16 protein-coding genes and 2 tRNA genes are annotated in these 18641 nt (G+C 71.8%); 7 read left to right on the top strand and 11 right to left on the bottom strand.

Annotated features, from left to right (window positions below):
* Positions 1-8: 8 nt before the first annotated feature.
* Positions 9-788: a DUF881 domain-containing protein gene (locus Sco07f_RS06485; protein WP_167468038.1), complete on the bottom strand. Its 780-nt coding sequence runs from the start codon at positions 786-788 to the stop codon at positions 9-11.
* A gap of 153 nt (positions 789-941) precedes the next feature.
* Between Sco07f_RS06485 and crgA the strand changes: the two genes are divergently transcribed.
* Entirely contained in the window at positions 942-1196 is a 255-nt protein-coding gene (crgA, locus tag Sco07f_RS06480; RefSeq protein WP_007453415.1) for a cell division protein CrgA, read from the top strand.
* 266 nt (positions 1197-1462) lie between these two features.
* Here the strand turns inward: crgA and Sco07f_RS06475 are convergent, their stop codons facing one another.
* Both Sco07f_RS06475 and Sco07f_RS06470 read right to left on the bottom strand, forming a co-directional pair.
* Positions 1463-2356 carry a rhomboid family intramembrane serine protease gene (locus Sco07f_RS06475; RefSeq protein WP_108987221.1) on the bottom strand — a complete coding sequence of 298 codons (894 nt, stop codon included), beginning with the start codon at positions 2354-2356 and terminating at the stop codon, positions 1463-1465.
* Positions 2357-2459: 103 nt separating this feature from the next.
* Positions 2460-2993, bottom strand: coding sequence for a peptidylprolyl isomerase (locus Sco07f_RS06470; RefSeq protein ID WP_087790250.1), 534 nt, complete (start codon positions 2991-2993; stop codon positions 2460-2462).
* 320 nt (positions 2994-3313) lie between these two features.
* On the opposite strand from Sco07f_RS06470, the gene Sco07f_RS06465 reads away from it, so the two are divergent.
* Positions 3314-4015, top strand: a complete 702-nt coding sequence (locus Sco07f_RS06465; RefSeq protein ID WP_007453417.1) for a DUF5324 family protein — start codon at positions 3314-3316, stop codon at positions 4013-4015.
* 118 nt (positions 4016-4133) lie between these two features.
* Here Sco07f_RS06465 and Sco07f_RS06460 read toward each other — a convergent pair whose 3' ends face one another.
* Positions 4134-4910: an isoprenyl transferase gene (locus Sco07f_RS06460; protein WP_007453386.1), complete on the bottom strand. Its 777-nt coding sequence runs from the start codon at positions 4908-4910 to the stop codon at positions 4134-4136.
* A gap of 407 nt (positions 4911-5317) precedes the next feature.
* Positions 5318-5390: transfer RNA gene (locus Sco07f_RS06455), tRNA-Ala, on the bottom strand.
* 180 nt (positions 5391-5570) lie between these two features.
* On the opposite strand from Sco07f_RS06455, the gene Sco07f_RS06450 reads away from it, so the two are divergent.
* Positions 5571-6119 carry a helix-turn-helix domain-containing protein gene (locus Sco07f_RS06450; RefSeq protein ID WP_007453419.1) on the top strand — a complete coding sequence of 183 codons (549 nt, stop codon included), beginning with the start codon at positions 5571-5573 and terminating at the stop codon, positions 6117-6119.
* Between the two features lie 84 nt (positions 6120-6203).
* Positions 6204-7787: a serine/threonine-protein kinase gene (locus Sco07f_RS06445; protein ID WP_108987220.1), complete on the top strand. Its 1584-nt coding sequence runs from the start codon at positions 6204-6206 to the stop codon at positions 7785-7787.
* Between the two features lie 23 nt (positions 7788-7810).
* Here the strand turns inward: Sco07f_RS06445 and Sco07f_RS06440 are convergent, their stop codons facing one another.
* A complete protein-coding gene (locus Sco07f_RS06440) occupies positions 7811-9211 on the bottom strand; it encodes a hypothetical protein (protein ID WP_439959684.1) in 1401 nt (466 codons plus the stop codon).
* Between the two features lie 136 nt (positions 9212-9347).
* Positions 9348-9476, bottom strand: coding sequence for a DLW-39 family protein (locus Sco07f_RS40350; RefSeq protein ID WP_003999697.1), 129 nt, complete (start codon positions 9474-9476; stop codon positions 9348-9350).
* Between the two features lie 339 nt (positions 9477-9815).
* Between Sco07f_RS40350 and Sco07f_RS06430 the strand changes: the two genes are divergently transcribed.
* On the top strand, positions 9816-10199 hold the full coding sequence (locus Sco07f_RS06430; RefSeq protein WP_087790254.1) for a DUF6344 domain-containing protein: 384 nt from the start codon (positions 9816-9818) through the stop codon (positions 10197-10199).
* Between the two features lie 229 nt (positions 10200-10428).
* Positions 10429-11202 carry a glycosyltransferase family 2 protein gene (locus tag Sco07f_RS06425; RefSeq protein ID WP_087792911.1) on the top strand — a complete coding sequence of 258 codons (774 nt, stop codon included), beginning with the start codon at positions 10429-10431 and terminating at the stop codon, positions 11200-11202.
* 10 nt (positions 11203-11212) lie between these two features.
* Here Sco07f_RS06425 and Sco07f_RS06420 read toward each other — a convergent pair whose 3' ends face one another.
* Together Sco07f_RS06420 and Sco07f_RS06415 are read right to left on the bottom strand one after the other, a co-directional pair.
* Entirely contained in the window at positions 11213-12112 is a 900-nt protein-coding gene (locus tag Sco07f_RS06420) for an FkbM family methyltransferase (RefSeq protein WP_244941991.1), read from the bottom strand.
* 59 nt (positions 12113-12171) lie between these two features.
* Positions 12172-12384, bottom strand: coding sequence for a ferredoxin (locus Sco07f_RS06415; protein WP_087790255.1), 213 nt, complete (start codon positions 12382-12384; stop codon positions 12172-12174).
* 414 nt (positions 12385-12798) lie between these two features.
* Between Sco07f_RS06415 and Sco07f_RS06410 the strand changes: the two genes are divergently transcribed.
* The gene (locus Sco07f_RS06410) at positions 12799-17106 is read left to right on the top strand and encodes a WD40 repeat domain-containing protein (RefSeq protein ID WP_108987219.1); all 4308 of its coding nucleotides are present in this window, start codon (positions 12799-12801) and stop codon (positions 17104-17106) included.
* Positions 17107-17313: 207 nt separating this feature from the next.
* Here the strand turns inward: Sco07f_RS06410 and Sco07f_RS06405 are convergent.
* Positions 17314-17388: transfer RNA gene (locus Sco07f_RS06405), tRNA-Trp, on the bottom strand.
* Between the two features lie 251 nt (positions 17389-17639).
* Positions 17640-18308, bottom strand: a complete 669-nt coding sequence (locus Sco07f_RS06400) for a hypothetical protein (protein WP_108987218.1) — start codon at positions 18306-18308, stop codon at positions 17640-17642.
* Between the last annotated feature and the right edge of the window lie 333 nt (positions 18309-18641).

The following is an 18641-nucleotide window of genomic DNA, read 5'->3' as shown; positions in this document are numbered from 1 at the left end:
GAACGGCCCTAATCCACAGGCTGGGCATACTGCAGATCCGCCGTGCCCGAGTAGCCCGGCAGCGTCACCCGCCCGTCGTCCTCGACCTTCCAGCCGAGCCCGTACACGTTGACGTACACCATGTAGTTCTGGATCGCCGGCGACTTCGCCAGCGCGTTCTTCAGCCGCTCCGGATCGCCGACCGCCTGGATCTTGTACGGCGGTGAGTAGACGCGGCCCTGGAGGATCAGGGTGTTGCCCACGCAGCGCACCGCACTGGTGGAGATCAGCCGCTGGTCCATCACCTTGATGCCCTCGGCGCCGCCCTGCCACAGCGCGTTCACCACCGCCTGGAGGTCCTGCTGGTGGATCACCAGGTAGTCCGGCTGCGGCTCCGGGTAGCCGGGGAGCTTCGCGGTGGCGTCCGGCGGGGCGTCGTCGAGCGTGACGGTGATCGCCTCGCCCTTCAGCTTCTGCGTGCCCGCCTTCTCCTCCAGCGCCGCGAGCTTGTCGTCCTCCGACTGCGTCCGGCCGTCGTCGCGCTCGGCGAGCGACTCGACGTCCTCGCGCAGGGCCCGGTTGGACTCCTCGAGATCGCCGTTCTCCCGGCTGCGCTCATGGATGAGATCGGACAACTTGAGCAAAGAGGCGTCCGTACGGATATTGGTGCCCTTCGCGGTATTGAAGCTGGTGAAGAAAATAAGTCCCGCGAGCGCGAAGACGGCCGCCGTGAGGATCCGCACGGGCCGGAAACGGCGCCGGCGGACAGGACTGGATCCCGTTCCGGGGGAGTCGGCAGAATTGCTCAACGTACCCTTATCTCCTTCGGCGCCACGGAAGGACTACGCTAACGGACGCCCGGGGGAGCGCTCAGAGTCCCCGTGTCCCCAAGTACGCCGCCCACCGAGACCGACCCCCCGTTCCCTGCGCGGCCACGCAGCGCATCGACAGGAGAGACCCTCGTGCCGAAGTCACGTATCCGCAAGAAGGCCGATTACACGCCGCCGCCCTCGAAGCAGGCGGCCAGTATCAAGCTGACCAACCGCAGCTGGGTCGCGCCGGTCATGCTGGCCATGTTCATCATCGGCCTGGCCTGGATCGTCCTCTTCTACGTCACCGACGGTTCACTGCCCATCGACTCGCTGGGCAACTGGAACATCGTGGTCGGCTTCGGTTTCATCGCCGCGGGGTTCGGCGTCTCGACGCAGTGGAAGTAGCCCGGCGGTAGTCCCCGAAGGCTCTACCCAGGGGTATTCACCGAGTTATCCACAGGCTCCGTCCACACGCTGGGGAAAAGAAAGACGATCTGTGGATAACCCACCGGGCAATTGACGCCGGTGTGACGGAAGTACCGGCTGAACCGGGTCCCGAAAACATGTTCGCCCCCTGCCTGACCTGCGGAAACACTGGTCAGTGACAGGGGGCACATGTGTTCCCGCACGCTGTGCACAAGATCCGCCACCTTCTGTGGACAACAGCGCGCTCAGGTGAGCTGGGCCGTCCTCAACAGGGTCAGTCCGACGACGGCCACCAGGACCAGCGCGCATGTGCCGTACTGCACGAGCGTCCGCCGCTCGCGCGGGGCGTGGAGCATGGCGTAGCCGATCACGGCCCCCGCGACCAGGCCGCCGACGTGGGCCTGCCAGGAGATGTTGCTCCGGGTGAAGGTGAAGATCAGGCTGATCACCAGCAGGATGACGACCGGCCGCATGTCGGCATTGAGCCGGCGGACCAGTGCGGCGGTGGCGCCGAAGAGGCCGAAGATCGCGCCGGAGGCGCCGAGGACGGGCGTGGTGGGTGAGGTCAGGAGGTAGGCGAAGACACTGCCGGCCAGGCCGGAGGCGAGATAGAGCGCCAGGTAGCGGGCTCGGCCGAGAGCTGCTTCCAATGGGGCGCCGAGGAACCAGAGGCTGATCATGTTGAAGCCGATGTGCCAGATCTCCTGGTGGGTGAACATCGTGGTCACCAGGCGGTACCACTCGCCCTCCGCGACGCCCTCGGTGGGGGCGAAGGGGGCCGGGGGCCAGCGCCCGATGAGCACCATGTCGGCGAGGAAGGAGTCGGGCAGCGCCCGGACGGCGATGAACACCGCGACATTGATCTCGATCAGGATCTTGGTCACGAGGTGGGGATCGGCCGCGATCGTGCCGCCCGCGAGGGTACGGGGGCGGGAGGCGGCGGGTGCCGGCCCGGTGCCCCCCGGTGTGCGGCCGGCGGCGCAGTCGGGGCAGTGGAAGCCGACGGAGGCGTTGACCATGCAGTCCGTGCAGATGGGGCGTTCGCAGCGGGTGCAGCGGATGCCGGTCTCGCGGTCGGGGTGGCGATAGCAGCCGGGCAGACTCTGGGCTTCCGGTGGGCCGGCGGCCGCGTGGTCCATGACATCCCCTCGGTCGTCCTGCGGGCGGTGTGTGCAGATGCACCGCCCCGCCCTTCTCTACGGATGAGCGGGGCGTTTGGTTCCTGCCCGGTGTGCGGGGGCCTCAGGCGTCGCGGGTCTCGACGAGGACCGACTCGATGACGACGTCGTTGAGGGGGCGCTCGGTGCGGGGGTTGGTCCGGGCGGCGGCGATGGCGTCGACGACCTTCTGGCTGGCCGCGTCGGTCACTTCCCCGAAGATCGTGTGCTTGCGGTTGAGCCAGGTGGTCGGGGAGACGGTGATGAAGAACTGCGAGCCGTTGGTGCCGGGCCCCGCGTTGGCCATGGCCATCAGGTACGGCCGGTCGAAGGAGAGGTCGGGGTGGAACTCGTCCGGGAACTGGTAGCCGGGGTCGCCGGTTCCGTTGCCCAGCGGGTCACCGCCCTGGATCATGAAGCCGCTGAGGACCCGGTGGAAGACGGTGCCGTCGTAGAGCCGGGCCTTGGACTTCTCTCCGGTGGCGGGGTGGGTCCACTCCCGCTCGCCGCGGGCCAGCTCGACGAAGTTCCTGACCGTCCTGGGTGCGTGGTTCGGCAGCAGCCGGACCTCGATGTCACCTTGGCTGGTCTTCAGGGTGGCGTAGAGCTGCTCGGCCACGGTGTGCCTTCCGTCGTCCTGTGGTGCGCACCGATCCTCGCACGGTCGGGGCCGCGTTCGGCGTTCCTACCGCTGGGTCACGAGCGTGGGTCGTCGATCCGTGGCATGGTCGTGGGCAGGCTCGTGTTGCCCGGTATTCACCGGTTATTGACGTTGATCAGCTCTTTTTCGCAACTTCATCACCGCTCGCCCCTCAGGTCCCGGCGGCATCGTCCGTGACCCGGATGCCCGCCCTCACATGCCTGGCGGTGCGTCCCCAGGCATGATCCGTAAAAGGGTGGAAAGTCGAATTACCGTACGCCACCGAGGAGGAGGAACCCGTGACCCGCATCGACAGCGTGCGCGCCGCGACCGGTTCGGCGAAGGACAGCGTGCTGCACGCCGCGGAAGTGGTGGCGCCCTACGCCGACACGGCCAAGGACAGGGCCGCTCACTATGCACAGGAGGCGCGCGTACGGCTGGCGCCCAAGGTGTCGCAGGCCACGTGCCAGGCGCGGCACCAGTACGGCGCGCATGTCGCGCCGCGGCTGGAACAGGCCCGTACGCATGTGCCGCCGAAGATGGACGCGGCCGCTCAGGAGGCCGCGGTCCGCGCGCGGCTGGCCGCTCGGCAGGCGGCCGACTACTCACGGCCGAGGATCGAGCAGGCGGTGGCCGCGGCCGGTCCCGTGCGGGACGAGGCTGCGGCGCGGGGTGTCGCCGCACTGGCCGCGCTGCGTGGGCAGGTGACGGCGAAGGAGATTCACAGGCTGACGCGCAAGCACCAGCGCCGGGCCAGGGCCGGTCGTGTCGCCAAGGTTCTCGCGGTGGTGGGCGTCGTCGCGGGCGGTGCCTTCGCCGCGTGGAAGTGGTGGGACAAGCAGGCCAACCCGGACTGGCTGGTGGAGCCGCCGGAGGCGACGGAGGTTCCCGAGTCGGGCCGGCTGACGTCGGTGGACGGTACCGGCGAGGCGATCCTCGATCCCGAGGTGCAGGCCAAGCAGGCCCAGGAGGAGGCGGCTGAGGGCGACGAGCCCCGCTGACCCTCGCTTGCCGTACGTTTCCTCATCATCGCCGCGGGGCGGGAGACCGTGAGTCTCCCGCCCCGCGGCGATGTTTCACGTGAAACCGCGCTCACCGCTCTCAGTACGCCGGCGGCGTTCAGCGGCCGTAGCGGCGTTCCCGCAGGGAGTAGGAGCGCAGGGCACGCAGGAAGTCGATCTCGCGGAAGTCCGGCCAGTAGGTCTCGCAGAAGTGGACCTCTGCGTAGGCGGACTGCCAGAGCAGGAATCCGGAGAGCCGCTGCTCGCCGGAGGTGCGGATGATGAGGTCGGACTCGGACCGTGTCTTGGAGTACAGGTGCTTGGAGATGTGCTCCATGGTGAAGGTCTCGATGAACTCGTCGATGTCACCGCCCTGTGAGCTGTGCTCGGTCAGGGCCGAGCGCACGGCGTCGACGATCTCGCGCCTGCCCCCGTAGCCGACGGCCACGTCGACCTTGGTGCCGCCCTTGCGGCCCTGGGTGGCCGCGGTGGCGGTCTTGAGGCGGCTGGCGGATTCGGCCGGCAGCAGGTCCAGGGCGCCGACGGCTTCGACGGGCCAGGGGTTGCCCGGTGCGGCCAGCTGCTCGACGACCTCGGCGATGATGTCGATGAGCGGGTTCAGCTGCTCCTCGGGCCGGGACAGGTTGTCGTCGGAGAGCATGAAGAGGGTGACGTGCTCGATCTTGGCGGAGTCGCACCAGCGCAGGAAGTCCAGCACCTTGGCGGCGCCGGCGCGGTAGCCCTCGCGGGGGTCGTCGATGCCCGACATCTTGGCCCACCGGCGGTTGCCGTCGAGCATGATGCCGATGTGCTGGGGGCGTGGGCGTCCTTCCAGCTCCCTGACCAGCCGCTTCATATAGAGCGCGTCGAGAGCGGCTCGTACCTTCGCCCGCATCGTCTACCCCTTCCACCTCGTCGGTAGCGACCGGACGGCTCCGACGGCGATGAGCCACGTGGCACCGCCCCGCGGGGGTGTGGCGCTGATGCCCTGTGGGGTGACGATATCAAGAGCAGACAGCCCTGCCCGGGCGACGAGAGGGGTCTGTCCGTGGGTCGGCTCCGGTGGCGGCACGGGCGTCGGGGGGTTGTTCAACGCGGTCAACTGGCCTTTTTCCTCTGGTCGTTGTTGATCACCGGGTGCGGCGGGCGATCTCGGGCGTCGTGCGGGGGCGGCGACGGTGAGGAACGTCTCCGCCCGCCTGGGGCGGGTCGGCGGGGCCGCCGCGCCCACCCGCTGGTGGCGCCGAAACGGACAGAGCGCCTCCGATCTACGTTTCCGCAGGTCGAAGGCGCTCTTCACGGTGGAGCCTAGGGGAGTCGAACCCCTGACATCTGCCATGCAAAGACAGCGCTCTACCAACTGAGCTAAGGCCCCTCGGGAGGTGTCGCCGGTCCCGGTGTCGCGGACCGTCGGTCACCGCGGACAAGAGTACCGGGTCGCCCCCCGTATCTCACAAATGATTGGGGCTCCCGGCGAACGACCACGCTCCGTAAGATGCTCGGCGTGGTTCGCTGGAGCGAACTGCGGTTTTTGGGGAAGCGATGGGGAGACGCAATGGACGCCGCACAGCAGGAAGCCACCGCAAGAGCGCGGGAACTGCAGCGGAACTGGTACGGGGAGCCGCTGGGGGCGCTCTTCCGCAGGCTTATCGACGATCTCGGTCTCAACCAGGCTCGTCTCGCGGGGGTCCTGGGGCTGTCCGCCCCGATGCTGTCGCAGCTGATGAGCGGCCAGCGGGCGAAGATCGGCAATCCTGCGGTGGTGCAGCGGGTGCAGCTGTTGCAGGACCTGGCGGGGCAGGTCGCCGACGGCAGTGTGAGCGCGGCCGAGGCGACGGAGCGGATGGACGAGATCAAGAAGTCGCAGGGGGGCTCGGTGCTCAGCAACACCACGACGACCACGAGCAGTTCGGGTGCGCCCACGGTCAAGCGGGTGGTCCGTGAGATCCAGTCGCTGCTGCGCTCGGTGGCGGCCGCCGGGGACATCATCGACGCGGCGGACGTCCTCTCCTCCTCGCATCCGGAGCTGGCGGAGTTCCTGCGGGTGTACGGCGCGGGCCGTACCTCGGACGCGGTCGCGCACTACCAGTCCCACCAGAACTGATCCCGGAGCCCGCTCGCCGAGGGGTCGGCGGCCGGGCCCGCGGGAGTGGCGCGACAGGTTCCAGGGGAGGAGCGGCGCACAGCCATGGGTGAGGTCTTCGCGGGCCGGTACGAGCTGGTCGATCCGGTCGGCCGGGGCGGGGTGGGTGCCGTCTGGCGTGCCTGGGACCACCGGCGCAGGCGTTATGTGGCCGCGAAGGTGCTCCAGCAGCGGGACGCGCACTCGCTGCTGCGCTTCGTGCGTGAGCAGGCGCTGCGGATCGATCACCCCCATGTGCTCGCGCCCGCGAGCTGGGCCGCCGACGACGACCAGGTCCTGTTCACGATGGACCTGGTCACGGGTGGTTCGCTGGTCCATCTCGTCGGGGACTACGGCCCCCTGCCGCCGGACTTCGTGTGCACGCTGCTCGACCAGCTTCTGTCGGGTCTGGCGGCGGTGCACGGGGAGGGCGTGGTGCACCGTGACATCAAGCCGGCCAACCTGCTCCTGGAGGCGACGGGGACGGGCCGTCCGCGCCTGAGGCTGTCCGACTTCGGGATCGCGATGCGGCTGGGTGAGCCCCGGCTGACGGAGACCAACCTGGTGGTGGGGACGCCGGGTTATCTGGCGCCGGAGCAGATGATGGGGGCGGAGCCGGACTTCCCGGCGGACCTGTTCGCGGTGGGCCTGGTCGCCCTGTACCTGCTGGAGGGGGCGAAGCCGGACGCCAAGGCTCTGGTGCAGCACTTCGCCGAGCACGGTACGCCGCCCGCGCCGCGGGGGGTGCCCGAGCCGCTGTGGCAGGTGGTGGCGACGCTGGTGCAGCCGGATCCGTCGGCGCGGTTCCGTACCGCGACGGGGGCGCGCAAGGCGCTGGCCGCGGCGGTGGAGCTGCTGCCGGAGCCCGGGCCCGACGACGAGCTGATCGAGATCTTCGACCAAGTGGGCCCGCTGCCGCCGGGGTTCGGCTCCGAGGGTCCGCTGAAGCGGGCGTCCGGCCTGGACGACGTGGCCACGGATCCCCGCCGGGCGACGGACCCCGGCCCGGTCCCCCACACCGTGTCCCCGCCCTCCCCTTGGGCGCCGACGCCCTCGCCCGGCGCGCCGCCGTCGCCGCCGGCCGGTTCGTCATCCGTCCCGGACCGGTCCGCCGCTCCGCCTCCGGGTGCCCCCGGCACGCCCTCGACGGGCGCGGGGGGCCCTGCGTCACAGCCCGGGACCTCGTCGACCGGCCTGCCGCCGACTCCGACCGGCACTCCGTCCGCGCCCGGCGGGACCCCGCCGCCCCCGGCCGGCACGCCGTCCGCCCCCACCACCGGACACACACCGGCGGTGGCTCCCGGGCCCGAGTGGCCGGGTGCCATGTCGGAGACCGGGAGTTTCCACCTGCCCCCTCCGCAGCCGACGGTCGCTCCCGCCACGCATCCGGGAGGGGGTACGGCGCAACAGCCCGTGCGGCAACCGGCGTTCACGGGCGGCCCGGAGTACCGGCCGCCGCCCCCGCCGCTGCGTGCCGACGTTCCCACCGCCCCGTACACCGCGCGGAACCCGCGGTCGGCCCCGCCCGCCCAGCACCGTGGGGCACGGCGGCGGCGCCGTTCCGGGCCGCCGGCGAAGGTGGCCCTGCCGCTGCTGTTGCTCGCGCTGGCCTGCTACACCGTGGGTTTCTGGGCGCTGACGCGGATCTGAGGCCGGTGCACCGGACGCCGGGGTCAGGTCCTGCGCCGGGCGGCCGCCGTCCACACGGCCAGGCCGAGGAGGAGCAGGCTGCCGGTCCCGATCCCGCCGACGGCGACCGCCTTCATGGCCGCGTCGTCGCCCGCGGCGGCGCCGCCGCTCCCGCCGGATACGGCGACCCGGTCCCGTGCGGACACCTCGAAGAGGCCCTTCGGCCGGGACTCCCCCGCGTAGTCGGGGCCGCTCTGTGCCGCTCCGCCGAGTCGCAGGCGCAGCGTCAGCCCGAACGGGCCCTCGCCGAAGTCGTCGGCCACCTGGGCCGCGAGGTGGACGACGACGTAGTAGTCGCCGGCGAACCGCAGCGCGCCGACCTGTCCGGCGGTCGCGTACCGGTTGGGGTACGCGACCGGCGGCAGGGGGGCGAGCCCGACGCTGGTCCGGCGGCCGGTGTAGCCCTTGGCGGCGTCGTCGACCTCGCCGCGCACGGGGTTGTGCAGGGCCAGGCGCAGGGCGCCGGTGGCATAGCCGGAGGCGTCCGCGGAGCCGGCCAGTTCGGCGGTGGCGTACACCTGGCGTCCCCAGTCGACGGGCACCCTGTAGTAGAGGGTCTCGCCGGGCCGGATGTCGTCGCGCCAGACGCCCTGCCCGACGAGGGTGGCGTGGGCGAACCCGCTGCCGCCCGGCCGGTGTTCCGGCTCGCCGCCGGGGGGTTCGGGCGAGGCGGAGTCCCAGGTCTCGGGCGCCTCGGTGGGGCCGGTCTGCCGCGGGTGGGGTTCGGTGGCGGCGGTGAGTTCCAGGTCCCAGTCGTCCGGCGGGGAGTCCTGGGGCCTGGTCCGCTGGACACTGACGTAGTAGGTGCCGGCGTCCTGGCACCGCCGGCCGGCGCCGGGGCCGATCTCGCGCGTGCCCCAGGCGGTGACCGGGCGGGGGCTGCGGGCGGCGCCGAAGGTCGCGCTGTGCACGGAGCAGGAGCCGCCGTCGGCGTCCCGCACGGAGACCCGGATGCCGTCGACGGCGGTGACCTCTCCGTCGGTGCCGGGTACGGCGGTCACGGAGACGTAGGCGTCGGAGGCGGCGTCGAGTTCGAGGCGGTAGTAGAGGGTGCCGTTCCTCGGCAGTGAGCTGCGGTAGGTGGAGCCGGCCGTCAGCTCTTCCGCGGCCGCGGTGGCACTCGCGCCCGTGATCCGTACGGCGCCGTCGGCGAAGTCGTACCCGGTGCGCGGTCCGGCCGGGCCGGCCGCGAGGGCCGTGGCACCGGGCAGGGCGGCGGTCGTGGCCACGGCGGTGACCAGTACGGCGGTCACCGCGGCCGTCCGCGCGAACGCCGTCGGCAGCGCGCGGTCCGTCGGTAGCGCGGATCTCGTCGGCAGCGCGGGGCCCGTCGGCCGTGCTCGCCCCGTTCCGGCGCGCCACCGAGCCGTACACCACCGTCCCATGACCCGCCACCCCTCGCGTCCACCGGCTCAGTCGCCCTGTCGCCGCCCACCCGAGCGGACCGTGCCCCTTCAGGGCAACACAAAACCCCGACCGTTCGACGGCCGGGGTCTGCTCAGGACCGGATGTCGGTCGTACTCACGAACCCGTGGGCACGGAGTCAGTCGCCTCCGTCCACAGATCCTGCTCGGCGCGATCCGCCTGGATCTGGCGGTACACGAGGAGCCCGCCGATGGCGGCCAGTGCGACCAGGAGAAGCTTCTTCACCGCGCGACCTCGTCTTTCCTTGACGTAGGGGACCTCTGGCGCCCGACTATACACACCGGCCGATACCGATCGGTGACCTGCGTCGGTGGTCAACTGCCCGTCGCCGGAACCCTTTAGAAGCGGACGAAGCCGTTCTGATCGGAGGGTGATCACACCCTCACGCGCGGTGACCTTTTGCCCGCCTCCCTCCCGTATGAGCACCTTTTCTCTCCCCTTGCGGCTATTCGGGTGGTGTTCATCTGAACATCGACGCGCCACGGTCGCAGGTCCACCACTTCGCGGCCCACATACACATCATGAGGAAAGTACGCAAATCGCCCAACCCGAAAGTGAGGGGCCATGGCCCGGAACAAGGTCCTGACGCTGTGGACCAGCATCGTCACCGCCTTCCTCGCGCTGTGCACGGCGCTCGGACTCATCACGACGACGGCCGCCGCGGCCGTACCGCAGACCGGAACGCACAGCAACACCGAGAGCGCCTCTCCCGAGGCGGCACCCGAGGCCACGGCCCCCCAGCCCCGGTCCCGAACCGGGTCCCTGCCCCCCACGATGAAGCAGCGCATCCGCGCCGAGGCACACGGCGCGGCGCCCAGTTGCCGCAACCACCCGCTCGCCGGCGCCTCCGCGGCAGCCACCACCGCCGCCGCCACGGCCCTCGGCGTTCCGTGCGACGACACCGCCACCGGGACCCTGACCCAGCACTCCATCCCGCTCCAGCGCTGAGCGGACCGCGCCACCCCCGACCATGACGTAACGGCGATCTGCGTACCGCACCACACGCGAGAAACGGCCCGGCCGCTCGACAGAGCAGCCGGGCCGCCGCCGTGTGTGCACGAGTTGTAGCCTGCGACCGTGCCCGAGGCGTACGAAGCGCCCGCCGGCCGCCCGCGCCACACGGGCCCTCGCACCGACCGCTCCTCACGACCCGTCCGGAAAGGTGGTGGATGCCGCCGTGAACCGGCGCGTCATCATCGTCACGGCCGTCCACGGCCCCTCCGCCCCCTTCCTCCCCGAGGCCTACGACTCGCTGCGCGCCCAGGAACTGCCGGACGGCTGGGAGTGGCGCTGGGTGATCCAGGAGGACGGCCGTACGCAGGACGTCCGGCCGTACGTGCCCGACGATCCACGGGTCCTTTTCCACCAGGGGCGCCCCGGCCGGCAGGGCGGGCCCGGGGTGACACGCACCATGGCCCTGGCCCACGCGGACGGCGCGTACGTGAAGATCCTGGACGCCGACGACCGGCTGACCCCGGGCGCCCTGGCGCGTGATCTGGCCGTCCTGGAGGCCGACCCGTCGATCGGGTGGGCGACCTCGCGGGCCCTGGACCTCCTGCCGGACGGTTCGACGGCCGGTTTCCCCGGCGACCCGGCGCACGGGCCGGTCGAGCGCGGGGAGGTGCTGGGCTTCTGGAAGGCCAACGGCTTCCGCGCCCAGGTGCACCCGGCGACCCTGCTGGTCCGGCGCGACCTGCTGCTCGCCCTCGGTGGCTGGATGGCCCTGCCCGCATCCGAGGACACCGGCCTGCTGCTGGCGCTCAACGCCGTGAGCCGGGGGTGGTTCTCGGCGGAGGCGGGCCTTCTCTACCGCAAGTGGGAGGGCCAGGAGACCGGCCGGGCGGCCCACATGGAACCCGCCGAACGCGATGCCCGGATGGCGGTGGTGGAAGCCAGGGCACGGGCTCTGGCGTCCTTCGGCTGGCAACCGTCCGAGGGCGGCGGACGGTAGGCAGGGCCCTTCAGGGCAGCCGTTCCGCGTCGACCCGCGAGAAGATCAGGTCGCACTCCCCGGTCACCGGCCCGCGCCGGCGGACCGGCGCCCGGGGCGCACCGCGCAGCGCGGGAGGATAGCTTCCGGGCGCGTAGTCGTTGGCGAGCCGGTAGGCGTGGAAACCGGCGTCGCGCATGACGCCCAGCAGCGACTCGACACGGTCCCCGAGCCGGGCCATGCGCTCGGGTGCCACCTCGACCGTGATCTCCGCGTCGGGCCGCAGCGCGCCCAGCATCGGTGCGAGACCGCGCACGACACTTCCCTCCGCGCCCTCGACATCGATCTTGATGACGCGGGCGGTCGCGATCTCCGCCGGATCGAGGAGTTCCGGCAGCGTCCTGGCCTCCGCCTCGAAGCTGGACTCCACCGGTCCGTCGTAGGGGACGATGCTGTTCGCGCCCGTGTTCCGTGAGCTGGCGAGCGTGAAGGTCAGCGTCCTGGTGCGGTCCGAGACGGCGGCGTTGAGTGCGCGGATGTTGCCGAGGCCGTTGAGCCGGGCGTTGTGCTCCAGGCGTCGGTGGAGGTCGGGGGACGCCTCGACCGCGACGACCCGGCCCCGCTCTCCGACGAGCCCGGCCGCCAGGACGCTGAAGACGCCGATGTTGGCCCCGACGTCGACGAAGCAGTCCCCGGGCCGCAGCCTGCGCCGCAGCCAGCCCGTCAGATGCGGTTCCCAGGCGCCGAACAGGTACAGGTACCGCTGGATGAGGTCCTGCGTGTCCACGGCGAACCGGTCACCGGAACGCACTTCCACGACGGCCCGGCGGGGACGGTCGCGCAGGTGCGCGTTCAGCCAGCGTTCGGCGAGGGCCGCCTTCCCGACGGTGCCGGGGGCGTGCCGCACGTACCGGGCGGCGAGACCGGCCAAGACCTCCGTGACGGCTACGCCCGGTCCGCCCCGGCGGCTCGGTCCCGGACCACTTCCGTTCAGCCCCGGGCCTCTTCCGTGTCCACGCGGGTGATGGTGATCGCGGCGGAAGGGCAGCCCTCGGCGGCCTCCCGCACCCTCGGGGCGTCGACGTCGTGCTCCCGGCCGGGTATGACGGCACCGAGGCCGTCCACCTTGGTGAACACGGACGGGGCCCGGTGGACGCAGTCGCCGGAGCCGTAACACTGCTCGGGGTCGAGGGAGATCCTCATGCACACTCCAGCGGCGGTCGGTGTCGGAGCCTTCACGACGTGCCTTCCCACGGACCGGCGCGCTGAATCCGCCCTGCGCGTCGGCATGGTTTGGCTCCGGTCCCTCCCCTCGTGGGGACCGGTGCCAAACCAAGCCGGCGCCGTTTTCGCGTGCCGTGGCGGAACCGGAACGTGCCGGGAAGTAAGGAGCCACCGAAAGCTGACCGAGAACATGCGGCCCCATGGGGTGGCTCTCCGAGCGCTGAGCCGCTGACCTGTCCGGGTGCCGCGAAGCCGCCTCGCCACTGCGACGCGATCCTGCCATCCGGGTTCACCGCCGGGCAGGTTCCGGAGCCGCAGGGCCCCTGTAGCCGCAGGTCAGCCGTATAGAGTGAGTTTTCCGGTCCGGACGTCCAGGTGCGGGGGAAGTAAGGAGTGGAGACCTTGAGTTTCGACTCAGGGGCACGCACGGCCTTCGCAGAACGCCTCGCACTGCTGTACAGGGAGGCCGGCAACCCTCCCCTCAAACGTGTGTCCGAGGCCGTCGTCCGGCTCCAGCGGGTCGACGAACGAGGGCGGCCCGTACGGGTCTCCGCCCAGCGGATCAGCGACTGGCGGCGGGCCAAGAACGTGCCCGCCCAGTTCCCCGCCCTCGCGGCCGTCCTGCACGTCCTCATACCCCAGGCCCGCCGCGCACGGCCGGTACCGGTCTCCGCCGGTCTGTACGACCTGGTCCAGTGGCAGCGCCTGTGGGAGCGGGCGCTGGCCGACCCGACCACCGGGGAACGCCCCGCGCCGCCCGCGGCCGACGAGCAGCCCGCCGCGGAGGTTCCGGGTGCTCCCGGCGGGGTCTGCCCCTACCGGGGGCTGGCCGCCTACCGCAGGCAGGACGCCGGCTGGTTCTTCGGACGGGACCGGAGCACGCGGGCCCTGGTGGCCCAGCTGGACGCCACGCGGGACACGGGCGGCCTGGTCATGCTCGTCGGCGCCTCGGGGGCGGGGAAGTCGTCGCTGCTGAACGCCGGCCTAGTACCCGCCCTGCGGTCCGGCGCGCCGGACGCCGGGGCCGGTCCGCCCCGGCGGGTGCTCCAGCTCGTACCGGGGGCCGACCCGCTCAAGGAACTGACCCGCCTGGTACCGCAGCTCGCCCCCGTCGTCGGCACCGTGCGGGAGGCGGCGGCATCCGGGCCGACGGCCGTGGAGCCGGGCACCTCCGAGGCCGGGAACACCGCGGCCCCGCAGGCCGACGACGCCGCCAGGGCGGCCTTCGCGGCGTGGGCGGCCTGGGCGGCGTCGGCCGACGACCGGGAGGGACCGGACGACTCGAAGGGGTCGGAAGGGCCGGACGGGCCGGACAGGTCGGACAGGCCTGACTACCCGGACGGGTCGGACGGCCCAGACGCGCACCGGGACCGCCAAGACCGCCAAGACCGCCAAGACGACCGAAGCAGCCAGGACCGTCGGGAGGACGGCCGGAACGCCCAAGCAGCCCCCGCCGCCCAGCCCACCACCACCGCCGCCGCCCCGCGCACCACCACGACCCCGCCCTCCACCGCCCGCCCGGTCGTCATCGTGGACCAGTTCGAGGAGCTCTTCACGCTCTGCGCCGACGAGGCGGACCGGCGCGTCTTCATCCGCCTGCTCCAGGCGGCCTGCGTGCCCGGCGACGACGGGCACCCGCCGCCGGTGCTGGTGACCCTCGGCGTACGCGCCGACTTCTACGACCGGTGCCTGCGCTACCCGGAACTGGCCGACGCGTTGCAGCACCGGCACATGGTGCTCGGCCCGCTGACCACCGCGGAGCTGCGCGCGGCGGTGACCGCCCCCGCCAGGGCCGTCGGGATGGAACTCGAACCGGGACTCGCCGAGCTGATCATCCGCGAGGTGTGCACCGACGGCCCGCAGGGCGCACACGACGCGGGCGTCCTGCCGCTCCTCTCCCACGCCCTGCTCGCCACCTGGCAGCGGCGCAAGGCGGGCCGGCTGACGCTGGCCGGTTACCGCGCGGCCGGCGGCATCCAGGGCGCGGTGGCCGCGACCGCGGAGCGGGCCTGGTCCGGTCTGGACCCGGCGGCGCGTACGGCCGCGCGGCTGCTGCTGCTGAGGCTGGTGCGGCTGAGCGAGGACACCCAGGCCACCCGCAGGCGCAGTACCCGCCGCCGGCTGGCCGAGGAGTCGGGGGACCCCGGCAAGACCGAGGAGTCCCTCGAGGCGCTGGTGCGGGCCCGGCTGGTGACGCTCGACGCGGACACCGTGGAGATCACCCACGAGGCGCTGCTGCACGCCTGGCCCCGGCTGCGTGACTGGATCGACGAGGACCGCGCCGGGAACCTGCTGCGCCAGCGGCTGGAGGAGGACGGCCTGGCCTGGGAGGAGTCGGGCCGCGACTCCGCGCTGCTCTACCGGGGTTCCCGGCTGGCGCAGGCCGGCGGCTGGGCGAAGTCGGCCGGCGACACCTTGCTGACCCGCAGCGCGGTGGAGTTCCTGGCCGCCGCGGTCAGGCTGCGCAGGCGCACCGTCATGATCAGCCGGGCCGCGGTGTCAGTGGTGGTCGTCCTGGCCCTGGTGGCCGTCGGATCGGCGGTGCTCGCCTGGCAGCAGCGCAACGACGCCGTGTTCGAGCAGGTGGTCGCCGAGGCGGACCGGGTCCAGGACACCGACCCGTCGCTGTCGGCCCAGCTGGACCTGGCGGCGCACCGTCTGCGGCCGGACGACGAGGACGTCAGGAACCGGCTGATCTCGATCGTGAACGCGCCCCTGGCGACCCCGCTCCTCGGGCACACTGGCGCCGTCTACCTCACCTCGTTCAGCCCCGACGGGCGGATCCTGGCGACGGCCAGCTACGACCGCACCGTCCGCCTCTGGGACGTCTCGGACCCCGCCCGCCCCGAGCAGCTCGGCAAGCCCCTCACCGGGCACACCAGCTGGGTGAGCACCGCGGTCTTCAGCCCCGACGGCCGTACCCTCGCCAGCGCCTCGGACGACGGCACGATCCGGCTGTGGGACGTCACCGACCCCAGCCGTCCGCGTCCGCTGGGCGCCCCGCTGGCCGGCCACGGCGGCACCGTCTACCTGCTCGCCTTCAGCCCGGACGGCCGCACCCTGGCCTCCGCCCACGACGACCACGCCGTACGCCTGTGGGACGTGGCCGACCCGCGCGCCCCCGAGGCGCTCGGCAAGCTGACCGGCCCCACCGCGGCGGTTCGCTCGGTGGCCTTCAGCCCCGACGGGCACACCCTCGCGGCCGGCGGCGACGACGACGCGGTCCGGCTCTGGGACGTCACGGATCCGGCCCGCGCCGATCCCGTGGGGGAACCGCTCGCAGGCCACAGCGGCCTGGTGCACTCCGTGGCCTTCAGCCCCGACGGGCACACCCTCGCCAGCGGCAGCGCCGACGACACCGTCCGGCTCTGGGACGTCACCGACCCCGCCGCCGCCAAGCCCTCCGGCGCACCGCTCACCGGCCACAGCGGCCCCATCTGGGCGGTGGCCTTCAGCCCCGACGGCGCCATGCTCGCCGCGAGCAGCGCGGACAGTACGGCGAGCCTGTGGAACGTCAGCGATCCGTCCTACCCCTCGCAGGTCGGAGTGCCCCTCGCCGGGGGCAGCGGTGAGATGTACGCCCTCGGCTTCAGCCCCGACGGCAGCACCCTCGCGACCGGCAGCGGCGACAGCAAGGTCCGCCTGTGGTCGCTGCCCACGTCGGACATGATCGGCCGGATCGGAGCCTTCCGCCCGGACGGGCACGTCCTGGCCACGGCGGCCCGCGACGGCAGGGTCCGGCTGTGGAACGTCACGGACCCCGCCCGGCCCGTGTCCCTGAGCGCCCCCTTCCGGCCGGGAGAGGGCGACATCCGGTCCCTGGTGTTCTCCCCGGACGGCGACACGCTCGCGGTGCTCGCCGGAGGCCGCACGCTGCAACTGTGGGACGTCGAGGACCCGGCCCGGCCCAGGGGCCACGGTCCGCCCGTGGCGCTGCGCACCCGCTACGCGGGCCCCGACACCCTGGCCTTCAGCCCCGACGGCCACACCCTGGCCACCGCCCACGACGACCGCACCATCCAGGTGTGGGACACCGAGGACCCCGCCCGCCCGCGCCGGCTGGGCAAGCCGCTCGCCGGTCACTCGGGGTACGTCAACACCCTGGCGTTCAGCCCGGACGGCCGCACGCTCGCCAGCGGCGGCGCGGACGACGCCGTACGCCTGTGGGACGTCACCGACCCCGCGCACGTCACCCGGGCCGGCGCGCCCCTCACCGGGCACCTCGGGCCCGTCAACGTCCTCACCTACAGTCCCGACGGCCACACCCTGGCCAGCGGCAGCGACGACGGCACGGTCCGGCTGTGGGACGTCACCGGCCCGGGCGGGGCGTCCCGGGCCGGGACCGCGCTCGCCGGACACACCGACTCGGTGGTGTCGCTGACGTTCAGCCAGGACGGCGCCACCCTGGCCAGCGGCGCCAACGACAACACGGTCCGCCTCTGGAACGTCGCCGACCCCGCCGGGGCCACCCCGATCGGCCAGGCGATGAGCCCCAACGCCAAGAGCGGCAACTTCCTGTCCTTCAGCCCCGTACGCCACATGCTCGGCGTCTCCAGCGGCACGGACACCGTCCGGCTGTGGAGCCTGGGGGTGGACGACGCCATCGACCGCATCTGCTCCGCCACCCGGGGTGTGATGACCGAGGAGAAGTGGCACGAGTACCTGCCGCGCCTGGACTACGAGCCACCGTGCGACCACTGACCGCCCACTGCCCAACCTCGGCGACCTAGTGATCTCCGTCACAACGGCGGCACCCGACCGACCAGTCGGCACCCACCGGCCGTCCCGCCTTGTTAGCCTTGGCCACAGCCCGGCCGCTGGCGCATCCCCCGTCGCCAGCGGTCGGGTTTTTCGCTGCCCGTCGCAGCCGTCCCGGACCGGGCTTCACGGGACGTGCGCTCAAAGGGGGCGGGACGACCGGATTCGAACCGGCGTCCTCGCGGTTCTGGAGACCGCTCGCGTCGACCACTGCGCTACGTCCCGCCCGTGCCGCGATCGTAGCGGCAGACGACCCCACCCAGGAACAGCCGAATGCCAAAGGCCCCCAGCCGGTATCGACTAGGGGCCTTCGTGCTGGTGGGGCTAACAGGATTTGAACCTGTGGCCTCATCCTTATCAGGTCGATCACGGGGCTCACGGCTAATGGGCGAACCCCCGTCTTAGAGCGGCCGAGCGGCCGTTGAGAACCGCGCAGGTCCGGCTTCGTTCGTCGCTGTTGGTGTCATCTGGTGATGTCAGACATCAGCGGGAGCCTTGACAGGATCGTGGTGCTTGGCCTGGTGAATGACTCGGTCGGCTAGATCCATGAAGTTGGTGATCGACGGCGCTTCGAGGACCAGCAGCCGAGGGGCTCGTTCGCTGCCGTCTGCGTAGCCGCATCCACTCTCGCGTACCAAAGGAGTGAGCCACTCGACAGTCGGGCGCTCGGCGGCGAAGAAGATCACTGGCCGGTCGGACCATGAGTTGTCCGAGTGGTGGCTACGGCAGCTTGCTGCCGTGAAGCATCCGATCGATGCCAGAGCGTACGAGAGCCCCGCAACACCGAGTTCCAGGGCATCAAGGGGCGAGCCGTCTTCAAGGTCGCGCCCCACGATGCGGACAAGTTCGCTTCCCGGGTGCTGGTCAGCGTAGCCAGGCGGCAAAGATTCGAGTTCCCCCACCTCGACGGCTCGGGCGATGGCCTCATACTCGGCGGGGGTGCGGCTTGCCTGATCGACAAGGTTGACGAGGCGCCTTTCCTCTTCGGTCATACTGACCGCCTCTTCACGGTCTACCGCCCCGATTGTCCAAACATCGCGGAAGTAGCCGTAGCCCTCCTCGTCTACGTCGTCTTCATCAGGCAGTCCCATGCTCAAGTCGGCGGGGAACGCTGGGTCGACGTCCACGTCAGCAGTGGGAATCACGGGAAACTCCTACCTAGTTGGCCAACCGGACACACCGTACTTCCCCACCCACAGCAACCCCATACCTCCTCCGCTTCCATCCCGTACGCCGTCGACCCACACACCGTGGAGCGGGCGTGGTTCAGGGGCGTCAAGGTGGAGCGCGCCACTGTACGAACGACCTTGACGCCCCTGGGCCGCGTCTGCTCGGCTCTGCCTGGGTCGACGGTGTACGGGATGGAAGCACCCCACGCACGCCCCAACGTGCCCGCGGTCGGCAATGGCGCCCCCTCCATCCCGGTGCCGGCCGATCCCCCGCCGGAGGCATCGTCTTTGACCGCGCCCCGTTCTGTG

The organism is Streptomyces coelicoflavus, from assembly GCF_003112555.1.
GTDB classification, from domain to species: domain Bacteria; phylum Actinomycetota; class Actinomycetes; order Streptomycetales; family Streptomycetaceae; genus Streptomyces; species Streptomyces coelicoflavus.
This window is presented reverse-complemented; position numbering and strand designations above follow the sequence as displayed.

Excerpts from the sequence above, each read along its gene's own strand:
- Sco07f_RS06445 (WP_108987220.1), top strand. The coding sequence starts at position 6,204 with ATGGGTGAGGTCTTCGCGGGCCGGTACGAGCTGGTCGATCCGGTCGGC.
- Sco07f_RS06475 (WP_108987221.1), bottom strand. The coding sequence starts at position 2,356 with ATGGACCACGCGGCCGCCGGCCCACCGGAAGCCCAGAGTCTGCCCGGC.
- Sco07f_RS06430 (WP_087790254.1), top strand. The coding sequence starts at position 9,816 with ATGGCCCGGAACAAGGTCCTGACGCTGTGGACCAGCATCGTCACCGCC.
- Sco07f_RS06415 (WP_087790255.1), bottom strand. The coding sequence starts at position 12,384 with ATGAGGATCTCCCTCGACCCCGAGCAGTGTTACGGCTCCGGCGACTGC.
- Sco07f_RS06440 (WP_439959684.1), bottom strand. The coding sequence starts at position 9,211 with ATGGGACGGTGGTGTACGGCTCGGTGGCGCGCCGGAACGGGGCGAGCA.
- Sco07f_RS06460 (WP_007453386.1), bottom strand. The coding sequence starts at position 4,910 with ATGCGGGCGAAGGTACGAGCCGCTCTCGACGCGCTCTATATGAAGCGG.
- Sco07f_RS06450 (WP_007453419.1), top strand. The coding sequence starts at position 5,571 with ATGGACGCCGCACAGCAGGAAGCCACCGCAAGAGCGCGGGAACTGCAG.